The organism is Leptotrichia sp. oral taxon 215 str. W9775 (genome assembly GCF_000469505.1).
Classification (GTDB): Bacteria; Fusobacteriota; Fusobacteriia; order Fusobacteriales; family Leptotrichiaceae; genus Leptotrichia_A.
In genome coordinates, this window is the sequence record NZ_KI272827.1 from 8,584 (window position 1) to 33,745 (window position 25,162).

At 28.2% G+C, this 25,162-nt stretch carries 23 protein-coding genes; 9 read left to right on the forward strand and 14 right to left on the reverse strand.

Annotation, left to right across the window (positions count from 1 at the left end):
* Positions 1–160: 160 nt before the first annotated feature.
* Positions 161–820 (forward strand): 2'-5' RNA ligase family protein, encoded by a 660-nt coding sequence (locus HMPREF1984_RS01910; RefSeq protein WP_036099434.1) that lies wholly within the window; start codon positions 161–163, stop codon positions 818–820.
* Positions 821–1,234: 414 nt separating this feature from the next.
* Here HMPREF1984_RS01910 and HMPREF1984_RS01915 read toward each other — a convergent pair whose 3' ends face one another.
* The 9 genes from HMPREF1984_RS01915 to mutL all read right to left on the reverse strand — a co-directional run bounded on the left by HMPREF1984_RS01915 (position 1,235) and on the right by mutL (position 8,963).
* On the reverse strand, positions 1,235–1,912 hold the full coding sequence (locus HMPREF1984_RS01915; RefSeq protein WP_156894228.1) for a hypothetical protein: 678 nt from the start codon (positions 1,910–1,912) through the stop codon (positions 1,235–1,237).
* Positions 1,913–1,987: 75 nt separating this feature from the next.
* Complete coding sequence (locus HMPREF1984_RS01920) at positions 1,988–2,563, reverse strand: CPBP family intramembrane glutamic endopeptidase (RefSeq protein ID WP_036099436.1); 576 nt, start codon at positions 2,561–2,563, stop codon at positions 1,988–1,990.
* An 11-nt stretch (positions 2,564–2,574) separates the two neighbouring features.
* A complete protein-coding gene (locus tag HMPREF1984_RS11740; protein WP_021766186.1) occupies positions 2,575–3,138 on the reverse strand; it encodes a type II CAAX prenyl endopeptidase Rce1 family protein in 564 nt (187 codons plus the stop codon).
* 313 nt (positions 3,139–3,451) lie between these two features.
* Entirely contained in the window at positions 3,452–3,937 is a 486-nt protein-coding gene (locus HMPREF1984_RS01930) for a hypothetical protein (protein ID WP_021766187.1), read from the reverse strand.
* Positions 3,938–4,136: 199 nt separating this feature from the next.
* On the reverse strand, positions 4,137–5,618 hold the full coding sequence (lysS, locus tag HMPREF1984_RS01935) for a lysine--tRNA ligase (RefSeq protein WP_021766188.1): 1,482 nt from the start codon (positions 5,616–5,618) through the stop codon (positions 4,137–4,139).
* A 26-nt stretch (positions 5,619–5,644) separates the two neighbouring features.
* Positions 5,645–6,019: a DUF1934 family protein gene (locus HMPREF1984_RS01940; protein ID WP_036099439.1), complete on the reverse strand. Its 375-nt coding sequence runs from the start codon at positions 6,017–6,019 to the stop codon at positions 5,645–5,647.
* A 6-nt stretch (positions 6,020–6,025) separates the two neighbouring features.
* A complete protein-coding gene (locus HMPREF1984_RS01945) occupies positions 6,026–6,436 on the reverse strand; it encodes a hypothetical protein (protein WP_021766190.1) in 411 nt (136 codons plus the stop codon).
* A gap of 16 nt (positions 6,437–6,452) precedes the next feature.
* A complete protein-coding gene (locus tag HMPREF1984_RS01950; protein ID WP_021766191.1) occupies positions 6,453–6,923 on the reverse strand; it encodes a 23S rRNA (pseudouridine(1915)-N(3))-methyltransferase RlmH in 471 nt (156 codons plus the stop codon).
* A gap of 27 nt (positions 6,924–6,950) precedes the next feature.
* Positions 6,951–8,963, reverse strand: coding sequence for a DNA mismatch repair endonuclease MutL (mutL, locus tag HMPREF1984_RS01955; protein ID WP_021766192.1), 2,013 nt, complete (start codon positions 8,961–8,963; stop codon positions 6,951–6,953).
* A gap of 245 nt (positions 8,964–9,208) precedes the next feature.
* Between mutL and HMPREF1984_RS01960 the strand changes: the two genes are divergently transcribed.
* Together HMPREF1984_RS01960 and HMPREF1984_RS01965 are read left to right on the forward strand one after the other, a co-directional pair.
* Positions 9,209–10,195 carry a DUF3829 domain-containing protein gene (locus HMPREF1984_RS01960; RefSeq protein ID WP_198011742.1) on the forward strand — a complete coding sequence of 329 codons (987 nt, stop codon included), beginning with the start codon at positions 9,209–9,211 and terminating at the stop codon, positions 10,193–10,195.
* 123 nt (positions 10,196–10,318) lie between these two features.
* The gene (locus tag HMPREF1984_RS01965) at positions 10,319–11,455 is read left to right on the forward strand and encodes a PLP-dependent aspartate aminotransferase family protein (protein ID WP_021766194.1); all 1,137 of its coding nucleotides are present in this window, start codon (positions 10,319–10,321) and stop codon (positions 11,453–11,455) included.
* Between the two features lie 125 nt (positions 11,456–11,580).
* Here HMPREF1984_RS01965 and HMPREF1984_RS01970 read toward each other — a convergent pair whose 3' ends face one another.
* Both HMPREF1984_RS01970 and HMPREF1984_RS01975 read right to left on the reverse strand, forming a co-directional pair.
* Positions 11,581–12,444 carry a DMT family transporter gene (locus HMPREF1984_RS01970; protein ID WP_198011743.1) on the reverse strand — a complete coding sequence of 288 codons (864 nt, stop codon included), beginning with the start codon at positions 12,442–12,444 and terminating at the stop codon, positions 11,581–11,583.
* A 2-nt stretch (positions 12,445–12,446) separates the two neighbouring features.
* Complete coding sequence (locus HMPREF1984_RS01975; RefSeq protein WP_021766196.1) at positions 12,447–13,427, reverse strand: SMI1/KNR4 family protein; 981 nt, start codon at positions 13,425–13,427, stop codon at positions 12,447–12,449.
* Between the two features lie 379 nt (positions 13,428–13,806).
* On the opposite strand from HMPREF1984_RS01975, the gene HMPREF1984_RS01980 reads away from it, so the two are divergent.
* Positions 13,807–14,817 (forward strand): DUF3829 domain-containing protein, encoded by a 1,011-nt coding sequence (locus tag HMPREF1984_RS01980; RefSeq protein WP_021766197.1) that lies wholly within the window; start codon positions 13,807–13,809, stop codon positions 14,815–14,817.
* Positions 14,818–14,950: 133 nt separating this feature from the next.
* Here the strand turns inward: HMPREF1984_RS01980 and HMPREF1984_RS01985 are convergent, their stop codons facing one another.
* From HMPREF1984_RS01985 to HMPREF1984_RS11255, 3 genes are all read right to left on the reverse strand, one after another.
* Positions 14,951–16,093 (reverse strand): lipopolysaccharide assembly protein LapB, encoded by a 1,143-nt coding sequence (locus tag HMPREF1984_RS01985; protein ID WP_021766198.1) that lies wholly within the window; start codon positions 16,091–16,093, stop codon positions 14,951–14,953.
* A 240-nt stretch (positions 16,094–16,333) separates the two neighbouring features.
* Positions 16,334–16,570, reverse strand: coding sequence for a hypothetical protein (locus HMPREF1984_RS01990; RefSeq protein ID WP_021766199.1), 237 nt, complete (start codon positions 16,568–16,570; stop codon positions 16,334–16,336).
* Between the two features lie 703 nt (positions 16,571–17,273).
* Positions 17,274–17,450: a hypothetical protein gene (locus tag HMPREF1984_RS11255; RefSeq protein ID WP_021766200.1), complete on the reverse strand. Its 177-nt coding sequence runs from the start codon at positions 17,448–17,450 to the stop codon at positions 17,274–17,276.
* Between the two features lie 467 nt (positions 17,451–17,917).
* On the opposite strand from HMPREF1984_RS11255, the gene HMPREF1984_RS01995 reads away from it, so the two are divergent.
* The 5 genes from HMPREF1984_RS01995 (at position 17,918) to HMPREF1984_RS10855 (ending at position 25,120) form a co-directional block, all read left to right on the forward strand.
* Positions 17,918–19,096: a D-alanyl-D-alanine carboxypeptidase family protein gene (locus HMPREF1984_RS01995; protein ID WP_021766202.1), complete on the forward strand. Its 1,179-nt coding sequence runs from the start codon at positions 17,918–17,920 to the stop codon at positions 19,094–19,096.
* Positions 19,097–19,173: 77 nt separating this feature from the next.
* The gene (gene murI, locus HMPREF1984_RS02000; protein ID WP_021766203.1) at positions 19,174–19,959 is read left to right on the forward strand and encodes a glutamate racemase; all 786 of its coding nucleotides are present in this window, start codon (positions 19,174–19,176) and stop codon (positions 19,957–19,959) included.
* Positions 19,960–20,029: 70 nt separating this feature from the next.
* A complete protein-coding gene (gene ruvA, locus HMPREF1984_RS02005; RefSeq protein WP_021766204.1) occupies positions 20,030–20,671 on the forward strand; it encodes a Holliday junction branch migration protein RuvA in 642 nt (213 codons plus the stop codon).
* Between the two features lie 28 nt (positions 20,672–20,699).
* The gene (locus tag HMPREF1984_RS02010) at positions 20,700–21,452 is read left to right on the forward strand and encodes a YebC/PmpR family DNA-binding transcriptional regulator (protein ID WP_021766205.1); all 753 of its coding nucleotides are present in this window, start codon (positions 20,700–20,702) and stop codon (positions 21,450–21,452) included.
* Positions 21,453–21,529: 77 nt separating this feature from the next.
* Positions 21,530–25,120 carry a hypothetical protein gene (locus HMPREF1984_RS10855; protein ID WP_051314431.1) on the forward strand — a complete coding sequence of 1,197 codons (3,591 nt, stop codon included), beginning with the start codon at positions 21,530–21,532 and terminating at the stop codon, positions 25,118–25,120.
* Positions 25,121–25,162 lie beyond the last annotated feature (42 nt).

Sequence of the window (25,162 nt, forward strand, 5' to 3'; positions counted from 1 at the left end):
AAAATTTTAGTAAATGAAAAAAATATAGTTTTTTATATATCCTACTTAATTTTTGCTATTTTGAGACATCCCTTTTTTTATCTTTTCATATTTTATAAATATTGTTTTTCAGTCATTATGAGGTATAATGTTAATGACAAAAATTTTAGGAGGTTTAACAATGAAATTAAAAAAAATCTTTTTCTCAGTTTTTTTAATATTCTGTTTTAACATTTTTTCCAATGTAAACTACAATGTATTTGTAATTATGGATAACAGTGCAAAACAAAATGTTGAAAGCATTTCAAAGGGACTTAAGGAAGTTGGCATCGACAGCCTTTATTCAAAAGGGTATGCAATACACATGACTCTTTATCTTACAGAATACAAGCCTGAAGCATTGAAAACAATAAAGGAAACTGTCAATAAAATTGCAAAAAATACTAAGCCTTTCGAGGTAAATTTCTACAGATTAAGAAAAACTGGTGGAAACTGGTTTATGCTTGATGCTGAAAACAATGCAATAATACAGGGACTGGCAGATGAAATGACTGTAAGCCTTAACAAATATCGTGCAACTGATGCTAAAGTTCCTGACTGGGCAAAATCTATTCCTGAAAAGGTAAAATCATTTAATTTGTATGGTTCTCCAAATGTGTTTATGAACTTTGATCCGCATATAACATTACTTACTCCAGAAGATCCGGCTAAAATAGATGAATTTACTGGAAAATATGATTTTAAACCTTTCAAGTCAAAAGTTATTGGAATCGGAATTGCACAAGTTGATGATTTAGGTCAGGCAAAAGATATAATTTATACTGTTAAATTTAAAAACTAATATTTTCAAAATAAAAAACTGTCTCAAAATAGAAAAATACAAATGCAATATATGAAAACTATATTTATTCATTTGCTAGAATTTCACTTATATAAAACAGTCATTCATAAAGAAAAAGTCAAAATTCACCTGAAAAATCAGGTTGTTGACTTTTTCTAAATTCATTCCTGTTTTGCATTGTGAAATTCTAAATAATTCATAATGTACTGACCCCAAAATCTTGGACACAAGATTGGAGGTGCAGTACATAGCAGTTAATTTTTTCAAATTGTACTTTTTTATCAAAATATTTTATAAAATGCTCCGTATAAGAATTAAAATAACCTTCTTTTTCATTTGCTTTTTTATAAACCTTAAATTGCAATATTAATTGCGACATTTTATCAAATTTTTTATAGCAATTATAGTTTAAATTTAGTCTTTGTATCTATTTCTTTTTTCAAAAAATTCTTCAGGTATTTCGTCCTTAAACAGTTCCAAAAAATTTTCATACATCTCTTTTTCTGCACCTAGTAAAAATAATGTCCTTTTATAAATAATTTTATCTTTTGTTATTATTGTTACTTTTTCTCCATACGGAGGTATGCCATAATATCCTTCTGTAGTATCACTATTTATTTTATCTAAAAGATTAAAGATATTAAAATTTCTTTCTTTTATAAAAACTTTTTTCTTTGATTCATTGTTACTGTCTATGTAATATAATTCTAATTTTACATCTAGATCATTAAAATCAAGAATAATTCTACCATACAAAAACTTCTCCCCATTCTTTAATTCAATGAAGTCTGAAGAATAATGAATATCTAGGCTATCAATATTAAAAAACTTCAGTACATCATTCCTGTCATCAGAATTTTGAAGAGATTGATTCAAATATTGATTCCCACCTCCATACACTTTGAAATACATAAGCAACTTATAAGGATTCTTATTGTTTATGATATAGTCCTTCCCTCCATAACCATCCATATGGTCTCTTTCATAGTTTTTTGGATATCCTTCTAAAACTTTAAAACCATTATCCGTCATTTGATTTGTAAATGAGATGACTGATAATAATAAAAATAAAATAATCTTTTTTGTATTCACACTTATCCTCCTATTTATTTTTTTGAACTCTTCCATTTTCCCCTTCCTGTCGTATATTATTTAGTGTATTATAAATTAAAATAATTTATAAAATCCTTTTCCAATCTTTTTTAAGCTCCAGATAAAGCCTGCAGTATGCAAAATAAACATTATTATAAAGACTATTGTCATAAATAATAAACTATTTTCCATATTTAACATTTTAATAATACTATCTATAAATCCAAGATAAAAATCTTTTAAATAAATTCCTGTTATATTGAACAGCATATGTAAATATATGCATAACCATATATTCCCCTTCTTATCCTTTACATTTCCAAGAAATACTCCTAATATAAAAGTATAAATTTTTTGCATAAAATATCTATGCCACAAAGCAAAAATTAAAGCCTGTATTACATTATAATATTTAGTTTTCTTTTTCAAAAAATCAAATGTCCATTTTCTAAATATTACTTCCTCTGCTATTGGAGCTTTTATTATTAAAAAAATAAAATTCCCAAAATTCATAACAAAAGGGGGATAAGGTTCTAATGGATAAAATTTATTAATTATTTCAGATAAAAATCCAAAAATAATCATTCCTGCCAAAATAAAAAATATTATATGAATACTAAAATATACCATTTCTTTATTATTTTTATACACTTTTCCCTCCATTAGTTAATAAAATTATAGATATTTCTATCTATTTTTCTCAATGTAAATATATAAATACAGAAAAATACACCAAAAATAATTATTAATTCATTATTTCTTATGAAAAAAATCCTTCTAATTTCTACTAAAAATTTCAAGAAAATTATTTTTGACAGAAATGAAGCTATTCTTAACATAATACAAACTTCTACATTTTTAGAATTTTTCCTGATATTTCCATATATCATTCCTGTAATAAAACTGTATAGAATACTCAGGAAAATATTTTTTATTGCATAGAAATAAATAAAATTCAAGTGAAAAATCGAAAACAGTATTGCCTGCACTACATTATAATATTTCATTTTATTTTTTAAAATAATAAAAAATCCTTCCCTAAAAATCATTTCCTCCGTAATAAATATAGTTAGAGATAAATACATTTCCTCAAACAGATAAGAAACAAATTCATTATTTACATATATCATATCTATTTTTCTATTATAAAAGAAGATAATGAACATCAATACTTCTATACTAAATAAATTAAAAAATAAATATATATTTCCTTTATATCTTCTCATAATTTTAAATTTTACCTTTCAATCTTTTCATTTATTTTAATTTAATTATACCTTATATTTTTAATATTTTCCATTTGTTTTATTTTCATAAGCACTATAAATTTTTTCCTTTAAGTATATTCTTTCGTTTTCTCTACATTTAAAATTTATTATGCAATAAAAAAAGAAGCTATCTCAAAAAACTTAAAAAACAATGTGGAAAACTATATTTTTTCCATATGTCATATTTTATTTTTACTATTTTGAGATAACCTCTTTTGCATATTGAATTCTTATTCCAAAACTGTTGATAAAATATTCCTGATTGATTATACTACCCCGCTGCTCCTCTTTGTAAAACTTCCACAATATTCATATTTTTATCAAGTATAACTATTGTATTATGTTTCTTATCAAATCCGAAATACAATTTTGCATGTTTTTTCCCTTGTAAATCAACATAGTTATTTACATAATATATTCCTTTTTTATTGTCACGATGTACTTTATATGTTCCAAAAACAGTAGGAACCGTTCCTGTAGCAGGGTCATCAAGATAAGTTTCTGATATTTTCCCTCCTGCTTTTTCCTTACTTTCATAGCTTTGAACAAGCGAAATTTCCTTTGCATTGTCAGTAACTATGAAAAATGAATATCTGTCAGCCTCGCCTTCTTCATTATACCAGAAATATCCTGCCGGCGACTGTCCTTCCGCATTCTCTTTTAAAGATATTTCCAATCTTTTATTTGGACTTGTAAATCTTTCTGCAAATGTAAGCATTCCCAGTAACAGCATTGACACTAAAATTAATTTTTTCATAATTCGTTTCCTCCCTGTGTAATTAAACTCTATTTCTATATATTTCTTTTAACTTATAATTTATTCTAGCATCTTAAACTGAAAATAAACTGAAAAAAATAATTTTATACTACATAAAAAACATGTGCCTTCAACCCTTCAGTTTTACCTCCAAGTTTTCTGGCACACGTCCCTTTTCAATATTCTATTCTATTTCTGACTACAGTTCTATATCTTCTTTTCTAAGTGTAGGGAATAATATTACATCTCTTATAGATGCTGAATTAGTCTGCAACATTACTAATCTGTCTATTCCTATTCCCAGCCCTCCTGCAGGCGGCATTCCATATTCCAGAGCTCTTATGTAGTCTAAGTCCATATTCTGAGCTTCATCGTCTCCAGCTTCCTTCATTTTTACCTGCTCTTCAAATCTTTCCTGCTGATCTCTAGGATCATTTAATTCAGAATAAGCATTTGCAAATTCTCTTCCTGAAATAAATAGTTCAAATCTGTCTACCCAGTCAGTTTCTCCCTTTTTATTTTTTGAAAGAGGAGAAATTTCCTTCGGATATTCTATAATAAAAGTAGGATTTATAAGTGTTTCTTCTACTTTTTCTTCAAAAACAAGGTTCAATATTCCATATTTTGTGTAAGTTTTGTCTTTTTCCAAAGGTATTCCAAGCTCTTTTGCTTTATTAACAGCATCTTCATCGCTTGTAACAGCATCAAAATCAAATCCGGCAACTTCCTTTACTATATCCTTCATTTTTACCCTTCTCCAAGGACTTGCCATATTTATTTTCTTACCTTCATATTCTATTTCATAAGTTCCGTGTAATTCGTATGTCAGCTTTGAAATAAGATCTTCTGTAATATTCATCATATCCACATAATCAGCATAAGCCTGATACAGTTCCATCATTGTAAATTCAGGGTTATGTTTTACTGAAATTCCTTCATTTCTGAAACTTCTGTTAATTTCAAATACTTTATCAAATCCTCCAACAAGAAGTCTTTTCAAATAAAGCTCAGGAGCAACCCTTAAAAATAGTTCCATATCCAGTGCATTGTGATGAGTAGTAAATGGTCTTGCAGTAGCTCCTCCTGCAATTGGATGCATCATAGGAGTTTCAACTTCTACAAATCCTTTTTCCTCAAGATATTTTCTGAAAAATCTTACAATCTGGAATCTTTTCTTCATAGTTTCCATAACTTCCCTGTTCATTACAAGGTCAACATATCTCTGTCTATATCTTGTTTCAACATTTGTCAGCCCATGGAATTTTTCAGGAAGTGGTCTTATATTTTTAGACTGCACTTCAAAAGAACTTGCCCTCAACGTCAGCTCTCCTGTCTTAGTTCTGAACAGTACACCTTCTATTCCTATAAAATCTCCTATTCCCAGTTTTTTATAGATTTCATACTGTTCTTCCCCAACTTCATCCTGCTTTACATAATACTGCAGTTTCCCTGTGGAATCCTGAATATGTCCAAATCCATTTTTTCCCATTCTTCTGTATGCAATTATTCTTCCTGCTGTTTTAAATACTTTACCACATGTTTCATCATATTTGTTAATTTCTTCAATATCATTTATTTTTTCATATTTTCTTCCGTAAGGTTCTATTCCTGCTTCTTTCAGTTCTTCAACTTTTTTAAGTTTTTCACTTATAATTTTACTTTCATTTGTCTGATTACTCATTATTTTTCCTTTCCAGCTTCTATATTTTATTTTTTGGTAAAAGGTATAATCTCTAGACTTATACTGTTTACTGTTTCATTTCTATCTATTATATCATACTCCATTATTATTTTTCCATTATTTAATAATATTTTTTTTGTGAAAATTTCATATTTTGCTTTAAATTCTTTAGTCATATAAGTAAAAGACGTTACTTTCCCCATTTTGAAAACCTGTTTTGAATTTATACTTCCCCTACGGTATATTTCAACTGTGTTTTCCGCTTCTATTATCCTGCATTTACCAAATTCATCTTCATAATGGTATTCCCTTTTATCCGGTAAATTCAGAACTTCTATTATTTCAAAGCTTTTATTATATTTTTCACCGTAAAAATCATTACTTTTTATAGTTATTTCCATTGTCACCTACTCATCAAGAAACTCGTCAAGAAATTCATCAATGTCCTCTTCATCGTCATCATATCCTACAAGGATATCATCTGAATCTTCTTCATCTTCCATTTCTTCAATATTATCAAAATCCTGTTCTTCATCCTTCACTTCATCATATTCACCGAATTCTTCATTCCAGTACATATAATCCTTATCCCTGTCATAATATTCCTCTTCCCATATTTCAAGGACTTCATCTTCTTCATCCTCTTCAAGAAGAATAAGATCCTCTTCATTTGTATCATAAAAGAAAACTTTCTTTATTCCGGATTCATTTTCACAAATTAAATATTCCTTCTCGTCAACAGTTATATTTGCAAGACAAGTAAAATATTCTTCATCTCCATTGATTACTTTTTCAAATTCTTCACCTGCAGAGTACATAACTCTCTCCCTCCATTTATTTATGATATTTTATATTTTTATTTATAGAAATCCATCTATATATCTGCTCCATCAGAATCAATCTCATCAGCTGATGAGGAAATGTAAAAGATGAAAAAGCCAGCCTGAAATCAACCAGTTTTCTTAATTCATCATCAACTCCATTTGATCCGCCTATTATAAAATTAATTTCACTATGCTGTAAAGATATATTTTCAATCTCTTCAGCCATTTCTTCAGATGACTTCAATTTTCCCTTCAGGTCAAGCAGTATGCTGTAAGAACGGTTCCTCTTATTTAATGCATCGATTATTCTTTCTGTTTCTTTTGTTATAGCCGTTCCAATTCCCTTATTATCATCTTCTTCAGGCAGTTCAATAATATTAAGGTTTGCATACCTTGAAAGCCTTTTGGAAAACTCTGAAATTCCATCTCTTATATATTTGTCTTTTATCTTACCGATACATATTATATTAATCTTTACCATATTTTTTTCCTATTGTCAAAATTTTTTTTATTTTTTTCTTCCAAACATTTTGTCCAGATCATTTTTTGTGAGCTTTACAATAATAGGTCTTCCATGGGGACATGTATATTTTCCCACTTCATGAAGCCTCCTTACCATGTTCTGCATTTCTCCCATATCAAGTTTCTGACCTGCCTTCACAGCTCCTTTACATGACATTGAAATTATTATATTTTCCCTCAGATCCTTTATTTCGTTTTCATCCTTCAGATCCTCAAGAAGCTTATGAAAAACATTTTTCACATCTTCCCTGAAATCAAATGCCGGAACAGCCCTCAACAGCATTTCGTTATCAGAAAACTGATCTATGTCAAATCCAAATTCACTGAATGTTTCCTGATTTTCCAGAATAATACTTTTTTCAACTGCCGTCACTTCAATTTTTTGAGGTATAAGAAGCTGCTGGGAATCAAGTTTTTTACTATAAAATTTATCCTTCAGTTCCTCATACAGTATTCTTTCATGAATAATATGCTGGTCATAAATTTCCAGTTCATCATTTTTTCTTACAAGAATATACGTATCAAAAATTTGTCCCAGTATATTATAATCAAACTGTCTTCCCTCATGCTTTTCAAATGTTCCTACCTTGTATCCTTCACTTGATTTTTCTATATTAAAATTTGCATATCTTTCTTCTTTTTCTGCCTTTTGGAAATATTCTCCCCTTACTTCAGGTATAACTGAATCCTGCTTTTCATTTTCTTTTTCGTTATAAGATACTGAAAAATCTACATTTTCTTCATTTACAGACATTATTTCTTTAGAAGCCGCTTCTTTTTTGGCAACTTCCGGATTCACATCCTGACTTTCTTCCGCACTGTAATTTCTTTCTGTTTCAGTTTCCACCATGACATTTTCTTCTTTATTTGCATCACTATTTACAACATCAAAATTTCCGTCATGAGTTTCAAAACTGAAAAATTTCTGGCTGTCTGTTTTCACTATTTCATCAGAAAATAAATTGCTTATTTTTTCATCCTTATTTTCCACATTTATATTCTGCTTCAGAAGATCAATGTTAGGTTGCCAGTTTTCCCTGTCATTGTGATAGAAAAATTCATCTATCGAATCCTTCAGCTGTCTGTATATCGCCTTATCATTGGAAAATTTAACTATTTTCTTTGAAGGGTGTACATTTACATCTATTTCTGCAGGGTCTATATCAAAAAATATTATTGCAAAAGGATATTTCCCCTTCATCAGTTTTGTATAATATCCGTCTATTACAGCCCTTTCTATTGTTGCAGATTTTACATATCTTTTATTTATGTATGTAAATATATAATCCTTGCTGCTTCTCAATATTTCCACATTTCCCAAATATCCGTATTCGAACTTATTCAGATTTCTCAGGACAGATTTTCCAAACAGTTCAAGTATTGTGTTGTCTATTCCCCTACCGCTTGTATTTATAGTGGCTTTACCATCCAGTTCAAGTATAAATGCAACTTCAGTATTGGCAAGGGCTTCCTTCAGTACTATATCCCTTATTTTATTATATTCTGTCGATTCTTTCCGAAGAAATTTTTTTCTTGCAGGGGTATTATAAAATAAATCCCTTACTTCTATTTCTGTTCCCGGATTTCTTGAAATTTCCTCAAATTTCCTTACGACTCCTCCATAGCTTCCTATTCTATATCCTGTATTACTTGCAGCCGTCCTTGTGGTAATAGTCAATTTTGAGACTGCCGCTATTGACGCAAGGGCTTCTCCCCTGAATCCATAAGTCTGAAGGTTGAAAACATCATCCTTTGTGGAAATTTTTGAAGTGGCATGTCTTTCAATTGAAAGAAGGGTATCCTCCTTGTCCATTCCTATACCATTATCATTTATTTTTACTTCTGTTCCTCCCTTGAAAACCTCAATCTTAATAACTGTCGCCTTTGCATCAAGAGAATTTTCAATCATTTCCTTAATCATTGAGGCGGGATTTTCCACTACTTCCCCTGCCGCAATTATATTGGATACGCTTTCATCCAATATTTTTATATATCCCATTCCTATTCCTTTCAAAATTAAATTTGGTTCTGTTTTTTCTGATTCATTTTCACATTTTCAATACATTTTACCTTATTATTATCTATATTGCAATAATTCCAATTAACAATTCCGTCATATGCACAAATTTTCTTTTTTTATTTGACTTTACTTCTTAAAATTACTATAATGGCCTTAACAAGTAATTATAGAAAGGAGAAACACCTATTATTTTACATTTCTGTAACTTAATGTGTGACAATTTTATGAAGAGGAAAAATCATATTATTTTTTTTATTATTTTTATACTGATATTCTCATGTGGAAAAAATAAGGCAAAAGAAGAAAAGGAAAAAAACGATGTAAATATTGCAAGAGAAAACGAAAAACTGGAAGCGGAAAAATACAATGGCTATGTCCAGCTCTACAACCACCTTTTACAGATAGACGAATACACAGGATATTATTTTGAAGTGGCGGGAACTGATAAGAAAATGAAAAGACCCGAAGAAAAAATAAATATTCCTTCAATTGACCAGTCAATTATCGATGCAGCTAAGGAAAATATTGCAAAAGTACCTGAAATGAAAGAACTTGATAACGCTTCGAGGGAGCTGCTTCCAGTCCTGTCAGAAATGAAGACCTTGACTGATCAGATGACAGCTTACTATGGAGATGGGAATTATTTCAAAAATAAGACTTTACGGGAAGAAATGCATGTCAATTTTTTAGAGATAACTAAAAAATACCGTATTCTTTCAAAAAAATTTAAGGAAGCTTTTAGCAACCGTTCCAAAGAGCAGAAAAGAAAAATCGCTGAAAAAATTAAAAAAGAAGGAAAACTTATAGAATACGATTTAATGACATTTATAGATTCATGTGAAGAAATACTGGATGAAATCCAGAGGGAAAAAATATCTGCTGAAAATCTTACAGATGCAGACCTTGCTAAATTTAAGGAACTTGAAGCAAAAATGACTGCTTCCATGGATAAACTTAAAAATTCTGCTGAAAACCAGGAAATGTTAAAAAAGGAACACTATCATAGCAGTGATTTCACATCTTTTCTACTTTACACAGAAAGATTTAAGGAAGCTATGGCAAAATTCATAAGCAGGGTTGAAAATAAGGAAAAGTTAGATCCGAAACTTCTCCAGAATAATCCTTCCCTGAAAAATGAATCCGGAACCCCTGAAAATGTATTCCACGAATATAATGAACTGATAAAGGAATATAATAAAATTGCTAAATAGAAATAGATTTTTTAATATATCAGGTAAAAGTTTAGAAGGTAAGATAATAAAAAGAAAAATTTATAAAAAATATTACAATAATGTGGTACAATAAAATAAATTTTATGGAAATGAGGGCGATATATGAAGTTTGAAACAAAAGCAATACATGGACTGAAAGATACAGAGAAAGGAAATTGTGAATGGAACAATACCATTAATATGGCTTCCGCATATAAAACTAAAAGTTTTGGAGAACCTCAGGATTTCGAATATGGGAGAGTTTCCAACCCAACTAGAAGCGAACTTGAAAAATTAATGGCTATTCTGGAAAATGGAAAACATGGATATGCCTTTTCTTCAGGAATGGCGGCTATTACATCTGTATTCACAAGATTTAAGGCTGGAGATCACATAATACTTGGAACTGACATTTATGGAGGAACATACAGAATCACAACTGATATATTTGGGAAATTTAATCTTAAATATACATTTGTCGATGCTACAAATCTTGATGAAATAAAAAATGCCGTAAGACCTGAAACAGTGGCTATATTTATAGAAACACCTTCCAATCCGCTACTTGATATAACAGATATCAGAGGAGTTGTTAAAATAGCAAAGGAACATGGCCTTCTTACAATAGCAGATAACACGTTTCTTACTCCGTATTTACAGAGACCTCTTGAATTAGGGATTGACATAGTGGTTCACAGTGCTACAAAATTTTTGAGCGGACATCATGATATCATTGCGGGAATTGTAGTTGTTAATGATGATAAACTTGCAGAAGATGTATGGTTTGCACAGAAGGCAATAGGAGCTATCCTTCCGCCTTTTGACAGCTGGCTTTTAATGAGAAGTTTGAAAACTTTAAAGATAAGAGTGGATACAGCTCAAAATAACACTTTGAAGCTTCTGGAATTTTTCAGAAATCATCCGGCAGTGAAAAAAGTATATTCTCCTATTGAAGATGATAATAAAGGAAAAGAGATACATAAAACTCAGGCTTCAGGTATAGGGGCAGTATTCTCATTTATATTAAAGGATGAAAAAAAGGTAAAAACATTTTTTGAAAATATAAAAATAGCAACACTGGCTCCAAGTCTTGGAGGACCTGAAACTCTTGTAACACACCCAAGCACAGTAACTCACGCTGAAATGCCTGAAGAAGAAAAAAATGCAAGAGGAATAACTAATTCAATGGTCAGAATTGCAGTTGGACTTGAAAATATAGATGATTTAATTGAAGACTTTAAAAATGCCCTGGAAAAATAGGAAATTACTTTATAGGTAATTTCAAAAACATTTACTATAAAAATAAAACTGTAAAATATGCTTTCAGTATTTACTAAAAAATTGAAAATACTGGAAGCATATTTTTGTTTTGACCACAATTTATTTTAATTATCTTTCTTCTTATTATGCATATATAAATAAATCGCTGTACTGATAATTATAAATCCACCTATAAAACTGAATAAATCTGGAATTGTACTAAATAAAATATAATCCATCAACATACTTGTTATTATGATAACATAGTTATAAATTGAAACTTCTGATGCCGGTGCAAAAGTATAGGCATAAGTAAGTCCAAATTGACCTATTGCAGCAGAAATTCCTATTCCTCCTAAAAGGATTAAAAACTCGTTTAAAGTTGGCTTTACAAAATTCATCATCATAAGCGGGAAAGTGCAGACAACAGATAAAAGTGAAAAGTAGAGTACATTAATTTCCGACTTTACCTTTCCATTCAAATATCTAATTATCGTATAAGAGAATCCCGCAAGTACAGCTGAGGAAAGCCCTGCTAAACTTGGAATAATCTCTGGTGAAAAACTTGGTTTTATTACAAACACAACTGCCAGAAGCATTAAAATTATTCCTATAACCTGTTTTTTATCCACTCTTTCTTTCAAAAACATGCAGGCACAAATTGTTACAAATACAGGTGAAAGTTTATTTAGCATATTGGCTTCTGCCATAGTTAAATACTCCAGTGCATAAAAGTTTGCCACCATTCCAACAAACCCAAAAAATGATCTTCCAAAAACAAAGGGAATGTTTTCTTTTTCAACTTTTATAGATTCTTTCTGTTTAAACAAAATAAATGCAGAAAGCATAAGGCTCACTGAATTTCTAAAAAATACCTTCTCATAAGTGGGAATTCTTGGTAAATACTTTATTGCTATACCCATAAAAGTAAAACCTAATACGGATACCAGCATCCAAAATACTCCCTTAGTTTTATTACTAATCATCACTTTTAATCATCATCCTCATCATCAAAGCTAGGAAAAAGCCCATCTATAAAATCTTTAAAATTATCTGCTAAATATGTTATCTCGTAACCACCTTCCTGATCTATATGAACTACACAAGGTTCTCCTTCCGGTCCGCAATCTGAGTAATCAAGAAAAATCATATCATGTCCTCCACTTGAAGTTCCACAAATAGCAATTCCTATATTAGGATATTTCCATTTCTCTATCCAAAATTTAGACCCAAACTCTCCACAAAGTGAGTATCTTCTGGAAGAATCTACACCATATAAACCTATAGCATCAAAACTTCTACTGGCCCAATTTCTTTTAAAAGGTCCTTCAAAATTATTTTTTCTCAGTTCTCCTCCATTTTGAATTCTCATTAATGCCTTGTATGATTCCGGCAAACAATATCCCAATTCCTTTTCAACTTTTTCAAAATCTTCATCCGTTGCAGGTTTTCCTAAATATTCTCTTAAAGAAAATTCATCATGATACCATAAACCTTTCAGTACTTCTTCATCAAAACTTACATTTTGCATAGGTTTTTTATCTCTTTTTTCTCTTAACTCTTTTTGAAATTTATTTTTTTCTATCCTTCTAGGTGCCCAAACTTCAGCTCTTTTTATCCGGTCATCAACACTTTTAGGATAATATCTCCCTGATGTTTCATCAATCTCTTTTACTCCTTTTTCTTTAGCTTTTTTAAACCATTCAAGAGCTTCATCTTCTCTGTTGGAATTATATAGAGCCATTGCATAACGAATGCAAAATTCCCCACTTTCAGAATAGTCATTTCTTATACTATCTAAAATTTCTAAGGCTTCTTTATATTCATCCATATTGATAAAAGCCTGTGAAGAAAAACAGACCATATCATAATTTTTTTCATTTTTAAACTTCTTAATAGTTTCATTAATTTCTTGAAATTTTTCTTTTCTTATAAAATTACTTAGTTTCTCTATAAGTTCATTTTTTTCCATAAGACATACTCCTTTTTAGGATGTACTGACAAAAAAATTGTACAATTTAACTAATCAATAAGGACCGGCTTCTGCAAGAAAAAGTAGTTAATCCTTTTTATTTGCTATAACATTATACCTGTTTTCTTTAAATTTTGAAAGCTAATTATTTAAAAAACTGCACTTCCTACTCTATATACTAGATTTTGGGGACAATATATTTTTATTATTTCCTTTTTTATTTTTTTATTTTATCTTAGATTATTCTTATTGACAATAGCCGTTATTTATGGTAAATTAAGATATAATATCAATCAAAATTTCTTCTGAAAATTGATTTTTATTAGAAAAATTGATATAATAAAAGAAATTGAATAATAAATGAAGGGACACGAAATATATGAAAAAAATAGGAGTATTAATGGCATTGATGCTTGTCGTAATAGTTTTCTGCGGCAAGAAAAGTGAAATAGATAAAATTTTACCTACCGGGGGAAAAAAAGCTGCACAAACTAAGGAAATTATTCAGCAAAATTCAGATAGCTACAACAAAAATATTAAAATATACAACAGAATACTGGAACTTGACAAAGAACTTCTATATTACTTTGAAGACACAGGAACTGAAGAGACATTCAAAAAACCTGTACAGGAAATGACTGTCAACATTCCGTTAAATCAAGCTCTTATTGACAGAATAAAGGAAGTTGCAAAATCTAAAAAACCTACAGAACTTGATAAAAAAGCAGGTGAAATGATACCAGTTCTGGAAGAAATGCTTCCTGTTGTTACACAGATGAACGGTTATTATGCAGGAAAACTTTATCAGAAGGATAATTACAAAAAAGCACAGGAACTACATAGCAGAATATTAAAACTGACTGAAAAATACAACACTGTTGCACATGAATATGAAGAGGCTTTCCAGGCTAATGCAAGAGATGTAAGAGAAAATAAAATGCAGGATTTTGTTAAAAATAAGGAATTTACTTACTATAACCAGTTTATCTTTATTAGAAACAGTGAAGATTTTGTAAAGGAAATCAGCAGACAGAACCTTGATGCAAGTAACTTTACAGACGGAAATGCAAAAGAATTTAAAATTCTTCAGGAAAAAGTTAATAAATCTCTTGATGTTTTCAGAAAAACATTGAAAAATAATAAGCAGCTGAAAAAAGAAGGATTTGAAAAGGAAGATTTTGATCCATTTATAACAAAAGCTTCAGCATTTAAGAGAACTGTTGATGAATTTGTAAGAAAAATGGAGAAAAAGGAAAAAGCTTCCCATTCTGCTTCAACTGACAGCTACTATGCCCAGTCAGAAGAAGGAACTCCTGAGAACATACTTAAATCATACAATGAACTTGTTGCAGAACGTAATAAAATTTTAGAGAAAAAATCTAAGAAATAATAAAAAGAAATAATAAAAAGAAAAGGTTTCAGGTAACGAAAAGTTGCCTAAAACCTTTTTTTGTAAATTCTTCTAATTTTTTAATACTTCCAGATTTTGTTTTCTTTTATTTGACTCTACTCAAAAAATTTCTTTAATACATTACTTGTGGTGGAAAATACTGATAAACCCTTTTATCCTTTGATTTTACCTGCCTTTTAATACTTTCAAACTGAAATTTCTGCATTTCATTTATTTTTTCAGAATCAATTTCCTTTAAAAGATTTTCAGCTTCAGAAAACTCACCAAGTCTTCTATATGCTTCAGCCTTAATTAACAGTATTTCTATTTTTTCAGAATTATTTTCTTCAATATCAGAAAGAATCCTATCTGCATACACTAAAGCCTGTTGAAGATCCTTTGCAGTAGAAATTTTCTTTTCATTGTAAACATTTCCCAAATACATTTCAGGTTCATCCATGTAAAAAAGACTTATTGATTTCCAGAACTTTTTATCAGCTTTGGCAAAAAGGATATCTATTTCATTATTTTTATCCAGTTCACGATATAGTTCTGCCTGACGTAGCAATTGCTGTTTCTCAATTTCCTTTCCCCTTTTTCTGTCTTCTTTTATTTCCTTCTGTAAAAATTCAAGTGCTTTAGTTACAATCATCTTCTTTACATTTTCATCTTCTATTTCTTTTTTAAAAATATTGTATCTTGTACTAGAAAGTTCAGGATCCACAAGATTATAATAAAATTCTGCTGTCTTTCCAAAATCCTTTTTTGATGTTTTTTCCAGCAATTTATTCATTTTACTGTATTCTTCTGCTTCATAATATAAGTCTGCCAGATTCCACATTATTTCATTGTCTTCTTTAACAGCTTTTTCCAGATAACTTATCCCCTTCTGTAATGCATCCTTCTTTGCCTCTGTATTTTCTGAATAATAATGATATGAAGTAAAATAAGTTTTACCTATTTCTTTGTCGGAAATTCCTCCCAGAAGTTCATAAAATCTTGCCAGATAATAATATTTATTTGAATTTCTAGGTATTTCACGATATTCTTCACTGTTAATAATTTTTTCATATTTTTTAAGTTCCTCTTCAGTAAATTCATTCTTAAACATTACAAATTTATTTGTCGGACATTGAGGAACGTATGAATCTTTAAATTCTTCTCCCCCAATCGGACAAACCTTATGTGTTATCATCAATGGCACACCAAATATACTTAAACTTCCTAACAGAATTCCTCCTAAAATCATTCTATTTAATTTCAATTTTCTTTGCATTTTTTATCCTCCAAATCTCCAGTATAATTTATATGAATATATTTTATCAGATTTAGCTTAAAGGAAACTGAAAATTGGAGATATTCTTAATTGATACAATGAAATTAAGAAAGGAAAATAGATTATGGTAAGTATATTCTAGACAAAATGAAATTTAAAAAGAAAGGAGAGTACGAAGCTCTGGAACTTTTAAAGAAATACAATATATGGCTTAAACGATAATTTAAATAACATGATATTTTAATCATTTCTAAAAAATGCTCCTAAAAGCATACATACGCTAATAAATACCGAAGATATAAAAATTATTTTCCCGATAAATCCCAATCCTAAACAAATGACAAATAATATTGCCAAAAAAATAATCCAGGGAAATGCTGTGACTAAAGCAATAAGTAGACTAGGAATAGAAACAATTAAAATTATTAATATAGTTAATACCTTTGAAATTATTTCTTTTATTTTATTTTTTTCCATAATAACTCACCTCTTGTAATTATTATATCTCTTAAAAACTCCCCTAAGGGCATGAGGGTACTAATTAGTACAGTATCCTTTGAATCAGTAGGAAAGCTACCAAAACAAAAAACAGTATACGCATAGTATACTTCCTTATTATGATATTATGAGTCGTTGAAACTCGCAGAATCATTATAACAAAAAAGACTGGAAATTTCCAGCCTAATTTGCCAACGTTTTATTTATCTTATTATCAAAGTTACCCTTTAAGGGTCTACCTTAAGGTAATTTCATTATATCAGATTATCATATTTTATGCAAATCTGTTTTTCATCAAATTATATCAGTTAAATTTATCGTATTGTAACATATAATGATAATTTAATATATTCGCCCATTCAAAAAATGACTTCGGTTAATGGTAATAAAAAAATAGGCCCGATAAAAGCCTATTGATACCCCTAAGGGTTGAGGTCTGATGATTAAAATAAATTGTAACTGATTAAAATAAAAATCAGTACAACTATTACTTTAAGCATAGCAGTACCTCCTTATATTAGAGTTACAAGTTTTGTGAAACTTGCAAAATTATTATAGCAAAAAAGACTGGATTATTCCAGTCTCAATTGCCACAAATTTTATTTAACTCTAATATAAGTACCCTTTTTGGGTTTACCTTAAGGTAATTTTATTATATCAAAATATTGTATTTTATGCAAATCTATTTTAAAATACCTAACCAAAGTAGTAAAGGTAGTATAAATACAAAAAAGAGGATTGCAAGAGATGCTATTGCTCCTGGAAGAAGTAAAAAGAATTCATTTAAAAAATCAAAAAAATCCCAAAAAGCTTCTTTTCTATGTCTTTTGAGCATATCTTCTGCTTCTTTTTTAGTCATTTGAAATTCCTCCCTTGTCTTTTTTATATATTATATCAGATAAAAGGAAAATATGAAAACAGGAAGGTAAAACAGATTAGGCACAGGGTAAAACCTGTGTTTTTATATTTATTTTTTGATACATTTATGATACATGTAGATATGATTTTATTCAAATTTATTCAATTTATTTCCAATTTTATTGAATATCAGAAAATCACTTCATAGGCTTGAATATCCTAAAATACGGACAAAAAAAGAAACGGGCTGAAGATACCCGTTTCTTAAAAGGAGTTTATGAAGAAAAAAGTTTTTCACTTTTTCTATTGGTCAAGATAAGTATACAAAATTAATATTAGAAACTACTTTTCTGTATCTTTTTTTTCAATTTGAGGACATCAAGTCAATTTTTACAAATAAAAAACTAATACAAATATGTTAATATTTCTTGAGATAGATAAATATATTAAAGGTAGGGAAAATAAAAAATGAAAGGTAAGGTAAATATTAAAAAAACACTGTTAGTGTTATGTTTTTTTATAATTTCGGTTTTCACATTTGCAGAAGGTGAAAATTATTATGATTATCAGGCACTTCTGGTAGGAGATTCAAAAGGAAATATTTTTAAGAAAGACAATGTAAACGCAGTCAGGCCACTGGCTTCAGTGACAAAAGTAATGACATCTATGCTGACACTTGAAAAAATAAGAAGTGGTGCCATTTCAATGAATGACAAGGTCACTATTTCAGATACGGCATCTGTTATACCATACGGTATAAAGCTAGTTGCAGGTAAACAGTATACAGTGGAGGATTTATTAAAGGCTACCATCATAAGATCTTCAAACAATGCTGCATATGCACTTGCTGAATATGTTTCAGGTGGTGATGTTCCCAGCTTTGTAGATTCTATGAATAGTAAAGCGAAACAGCTTGGATTAAACTCACTAAGATTCTGTACTCCTCATGGTCTGCCACCTGGTGACACAGGAACATGTATGGATCAGGGAAATGCAAAAGATTTATACGGACTGGCACTAAAAGCTATTGAATACAAGGAATATTTAAATATTTCAAGAAATGCAACAGATTATATAGACGGTGGAGAAATACAATTAAAATCTACAAATGCCCTTTTAGGTAAAGTCGGAGGAGTTGACGGACTGAAGACAGGATATCATAAAGCTGCAGGTTCCAATATAATCCTTACTGCTCAAAGGGGAAATGACAGGGTTATTGTAGTAATTTTAGGTTCCAATAAGGCAAAAAATAGAAATGCCATAGGTGCTGAAGAAATAAATAATTATTTTGCCCTTGGCGGAAGACCGGAAGCTTCCAAAAAAGGAAAAGATGGAAATTTTTTTAAAAATCTATGGACAGGTTTAACAAAAAAATCTTCAAACGAACGTAAAAAAGATATGGGAAATGGTAAAACAAAAGTAATAGATAAAAATGAAGTTGTCAAAACTGTAAAAATAGGAAACGAAAAGTATAATCTGTATCCTGCTGAAGATATACTTGTTTCAGGGGAAACAGGAAATAAAAGAATAAATTATAAAGTAAAACTGAACAGTGATCTTTCAAGTAAAGATAGAGGAAAAATCGTAGGACAGTATTCTGCTGATGATGGAGTTAATGAATTTACAGGTTCCCTTATAATGAGATAACTGCTTTAGTTTTACATTAAGATTTTATAAATCAGGAAAGGAGTTGCAATATTTTTATATAATATTGCAGATGAAAAATGTCTATTGGTATTTTTGATTCAGGGGTTGGAGGATTAACTGTTTTAAAGGAAGTAAGAAAAGTCCTTCCAAATGAAAAAATCATTTATCTCGGGGATACTGCCAGAGTACCCTATGGAGAAAAAACACAAGATTTGATTATTAGATATTCCAAACAAATCGTAGATTTTTTAATAGAAAAGAAAGTCGATGCAATTGTAGTAGCTTGTAATACAGCTACTTCTCTTGCTTTAGATGAACTGAATAAAACATTTAAAACTCCCATCATAGGAGTTATAGAAGCAGGTGTAAGGACAGCTCTCTACACTACAAAAAATAATAAAATAGGAGTTATTGGTACAAAGGCTACCATCAATTCAAAAAAATATGAAACTGAAATAAAAAAAAGAAATCATGAAATAGAAGTATATTCAAAATCATGCCCTCTTTTTGTTCCTGCAATAGAAGAAGGAATAGTTAAAGGAAAGCTTATAAATCAAATGGTACAAATGTACCTTGATGACTTTAAGGATAAAATTGATTCCCTGATTTTGGGATGCACGCATTATCCTCTGCTGAAGGAAACTATTAGCAATATTTATCCTAATATTAAGATTGTCGATCCTGCAAAGGAAACTGCTCAGGACTTAAAAGAAATTCTTATAAAAAAGAATTTACTGAAAAATGATGCGGAAAAAGGACATGAAGTTGAATATTTTGTAACTGATGGCCAGGATAAATTCAAGGAAATAGGGATAATGTTCCTGAATGAAAATATTGATCATGTAAACCTTATAAAACTTTAAGCTTTACAAAAAAATGATTTTAAATAATAGAACGAAAGGAGAAGTGTAAATTTACACTTAGTTTACAATAATGTTTGAATATATTTTTGGGGAACTGACAATAAAAAAGATTGATTATGTAGCAATTGATATAAATGGACTGGCGTATAAAATATTTATTTCCTTGAAGACATTTGAAACACTTAAGGAAATAGGGGAAGACGAAAAACTTTTCATTCATACCCATGTCAAGGAAGATGATATTTCATTTTATGGATTTAAGACTGAAAATGAAAGGGAACTTTTTAGGGAATTGATAAAAATAAGCGGTGTAGGCCCTAAACTTACTCTTGCCATTTTATCCACCTACAATGTAAAAGATGTCATAAATATTGTACTTGATAATAATTCAAAGCTATTTACAAAAGTGCCGGGGCTTGGAGAAAAGAAGGCACAGAAGATAATACTGGATTTGAAGGACAAAGTTAAAAAGCTTAATATAATTGAAATTCAGAATGAAAATGAAAATATTTCAAATGGAAAAAATATTATTTCAGATACTTCAAACACAAAACTTCTTCTCATGAAGGAAGATATAAAACTGGCTCTGGAAAGTCTGGGATATGTTAATGCTGACGTTTCCAAATGGATAAAGGATGAAGAACTTGCAGATATAAATAATATTGGTGATGCTATTAAAACTATTTTACAAAAAATTCAGAATAAAAAATAATATATAATGTATTTTGGAGGTAAATTTCGTGGCAGGACACAGTAAATGGGTAAATATAAAACAGCGAAAAGGACGACAGGATAAAATAAGAGGAAAAGCCTTTACAAGATTAGGTAAGGAAATTATGATTGCCGCAAAAATAGGTGGTGGAAATGTTGACTTTAACCCAAGGCTAAGACTTGCAATAGATAAGGCAAAAGCTGCAAACATGGCAAAAGACACTATTGAAAGGGCCGTGAAGAAAGGAACAGGAGAACTTGAAGGTGTAGAATACATTGAAATAAGATATGAAGGATACGGGCCTGGAGGAGTGGCATTTTTAGTAGATGTAGTTACAGATAATAAAAACCGTTCAGCTTCCACAGTCAGAATGAATTTTTCAAGAAATGAAGGAAATCTTGGAGAAACAGGATCTGTTGCATTCATGTTTGACAGAAAAGGTATTCTTGAATTTGATAAGAAAAAAGTTAATGAGGAAAAACTGATGGAAACTGCACTTGAAGCAGGTGCAGAAGATATTGTTGACAGGGAACATTTTTCAGTGGTAATAACTGATCCAAATGACTTTGAAAATGTGAAAAAAGCTTTGGATGAAAAAGGTTTAAATAGTGAAAATGCTGAAATAACAATGTATCCACAAAATGAAATAGAGATAACTGATATTGAAACTGCAGCAAAAATATTGAAACTGTATGATGACCTTGAAGATAATGAAGACGTACAGGAAATATATGCAAACTTTAATATAAGTGATGAAATACTGGAAAAGATGGAAAAATAAAAATATTGAAGTTTTTTGTGTTTAATTTTTCTGTTTGATGGAGAGAATAAAAAGTATACAATAAAAAGGAGAAAATGATGGAAAAAGAGATAAATTTTCAAAAACTAACTCCCTATGACAAAGTTGAGTTAGGAATTTATGAACAAGCTTTTGATTTTATATTTCAGAATGAAGATATTAGAAATATTGCTGTTTCAGGTTCTTATGGTTCAGGGAAAAGTAGTGTAATATCTTCTTACAAAAATAAAAAAGGAGATAAAAAATTTTTACACATTTCTGTAGCACATTTTTCTGAATTTAGCTCAAAAATTGAAAATGATGAAAAAGAAATTTTGCTTGAAGGTAAAATATTGAATCAATTAATACACCAAATAGATTTTAAAAATATTCCTGAAACTAATTTCAAAATTAAACAAAAATATAATGAAAAAGAAATTCAATGTTCTTCTCTTGAAGTTATTTTATTTTTACTAGCTTTTTTTCATCTGTTCTTTTTTAAAAAATTGAATAAATATATAGAATACTTACATATAAATAATAATTTACTTTCTATAATTTCTAATCCTTCTTCAATTTTAATAAGTGTCATTGTCATTTTATGTGGACTATATACATTAATATATAAAATAATGATTTTTCAAAAAAGTAAAAATATATTACATAAAATCAATATTCAAGGAAATGAAATTGAAATATCAAGAGAAGAAAAAGATTCTTATTTTGACAAATACCTTGATGAAGTCTTGTATATTCTAGAAAATTCTGGAGTAGATGCAATAATTTTTGAAGATATTGATAGATTCAAAAATAATAAAATTTTTGAAAAGTTGAGAGAGATAAATATATTACTAAATCTAAAATTAAAAAAAGAAAATAAAATCATCCGATTCATTTATCTCTTAAAAGATGATATTTTTTTTTCTAAAGAAAGAACAAAATTTTTTGATTATATTATTCCAATAATTCCAGTTATTGATAGTTCAAATTCTTATAATAAATTAATTGAACTTTTAGATAATTTAAAGGTTTACTTTGAAGATAATTTTCTTAGAAACCTGTCTCTATACATAGACGATATGAGAGTTTTAAAAAATATTTATAATGAATTTTTAATATATTTAGATAATTTAAATTCTAAAAATATTGAACTTGACTATAATAAGGTATTTGCAATTATAACTTATAAAAATATATTTCCTAAAGATTTTCATGATTTACAATTCCGAAAGGGGTTTATTTTTTCATTTTTTGAAAATTTCATAAAAAATGAAAAAATGAGAATACAAAAAGAATTAGAAAATATTGAGAAAGAAACTCTTAAATCTCTAGAAGAATTAAATTGTATATTCAATCCAAGAAGAAACTCCTCTTTCTACCTTTCTGAAAAAGATGAAAAAGAATATCAAAATAGAAAAAAGGCAATAGAAAATAGACAGAATAAAGTGAATTTAGAAAAAGAATTATTGAATTTTGAAACAAAAACAGTTAAAGAATTTATAAATGAAGAAAATGTTGAATCTATATTTAATTTTCTATACAAAAATGAAATTGGGGAAGAAATTAATTTCGATGAAGTCAAAAAAAATGAATATTTTGGGTTAATAAAATATTTAATTATAGAAGGATACATTGATGAAAATTATACTGATTATATAACATATTTTTATGAAAATAATCTGACTATTAAAGACAAAATATTTATCAGAAGTATAAAAGAAAGAAAAAGAAAAGATTATCATTATAAATTAGAAAATCCTAAACTTATAATTTCATATTTAAAAGAAGCTGATTTTAAAAAATCAGAGATTTTAAATTTTAATTTATTAAATGAACTGTTAAGTGAATTACTTTATGAAAATATTGAATTATTTATTGAAAAAAATCCTGTTGATATTAATCCCATTGAAGAAGAATTTCCTACAAAGTCTGTAACATCTAAATTTATTGAAGCTTTCGTAAGACTGCTAAAAGAGCAACATAATATAAATTTTATTAACCTGTACTACGAAAACGAAAAAAGTTTAAATAGAGAATATATAGTAGTTTTTAATAAAATTTGGCCTGACTTATTAGAATATTGGATTGAAAATAAAAAAGCTTATTCAGAAAAATATATAAAATATCACTCTATCAAAACTTTTTGTTTCTGTAATGAAAATACAATTGAAAGTATAAATAAAAATAATATATTAAGTCAATGGATTTCAGCTAATCCTGATTATCTCAATATTAATAATTTAAACATTTCAGATATTCCAAATATAGCTAAAGGGTTAAAAATATTAGGAATAAAATTTAAAAAATTTATTTTTGAAAGTATAAATTTTGAATTATTCAAAAATGTCTACAATCTATCTCTATATGAAATAAATTTTGAAAATCTAGAATTAATTCTAGAGAAAATTCATAAATTTCCAATAGAAGAAATTAGATATAAAAATTATAGTTCAATTTTAAAATTAAAAGACTCTCCTATATTAGAATACATCCAAAAAAATATAAATGACTATATGAAAAATCTTATAGAAAATGGTTACAATAAAATTTTAGATACAGAGGACGCAATATGTAAAGTTTTAAATAATAAAATAATAGATGAATCCTATAAACTCTCATATATAAAACTATTACAAGATGTAACAATTAATGAGATAAATAAAATTGAACATCCCGAATTTTGGGATTTATTATTTGAAAAAAAAATAGTTAAATATAATGAAAAAAATATAATTGAATATTTTTCTTACTATAATGAGATAAATGAAATACTAATTAATTTTATTAATACAGAACAATGTAAATTAAATTTCTCAAAAAATACTATAAAAGAAATTTCTCTAATTAATTTATTTTTTGAAAAAATAATTAAAACAAATGAAATCAATGATAGTATATATGAAAAAATTATTACTCAATCGAAAATATTATCTACTTTTAATTTTGAGAATGTTTCAGAAGCTAAAGTTAGTATACTTATTAAAAATGATATTATAGAAATGAATCAAGAAAATTTATTATTTATTCGTAAACATTATCCAAATCAAAATTATACATTTATATGTAAAAATTTTGATAAATATTTAGAAACACTTGATAAATTTAACTATTTATTTGAAAGTAAAGAATTAGAAGAATTACTGCAATTAGATATAAAAGATGAATTAAAATTAAAATTATTAAAATTTACGAGAGAGCCTATATCTATAAATAAGAACTATTCATCTGAAATAATATCTCATATAATTGATTTTAATTTTGACAATGAAGATGCAAAATACTTATTTTCAAATTTTCTAGATTTTAATGAAGATATTAAAGAAAAAATTTTAAAATTAGTTGAAAAATATGAATATCAAGAAATACTTACGACAAATCTTACTATTTGTCCACTAGAATTAAGAAAAAAAATAATTAAAAAGGAAAATATAGATAAGAACTTAAAACTTAAAATATTTTATACTTTAAATTTAGATACTATAAGAAATTATATTAAGTATTTAAATTTAGCAGAAGAAGAACAATACTTTAAAATATTTGATAAAGATTCATCAGCAATTTTTACAATTAACAATATAAATGAAAATATATTAGAATTTTTTAAAGAAAATAAATTAATCAAAAATTTTTATAAAAATGAGGAAAACTTACATTATAACATACTGATATAATTTTTAATTTCCCCTTTTAACATAGAGCTCATATGTCAAAAG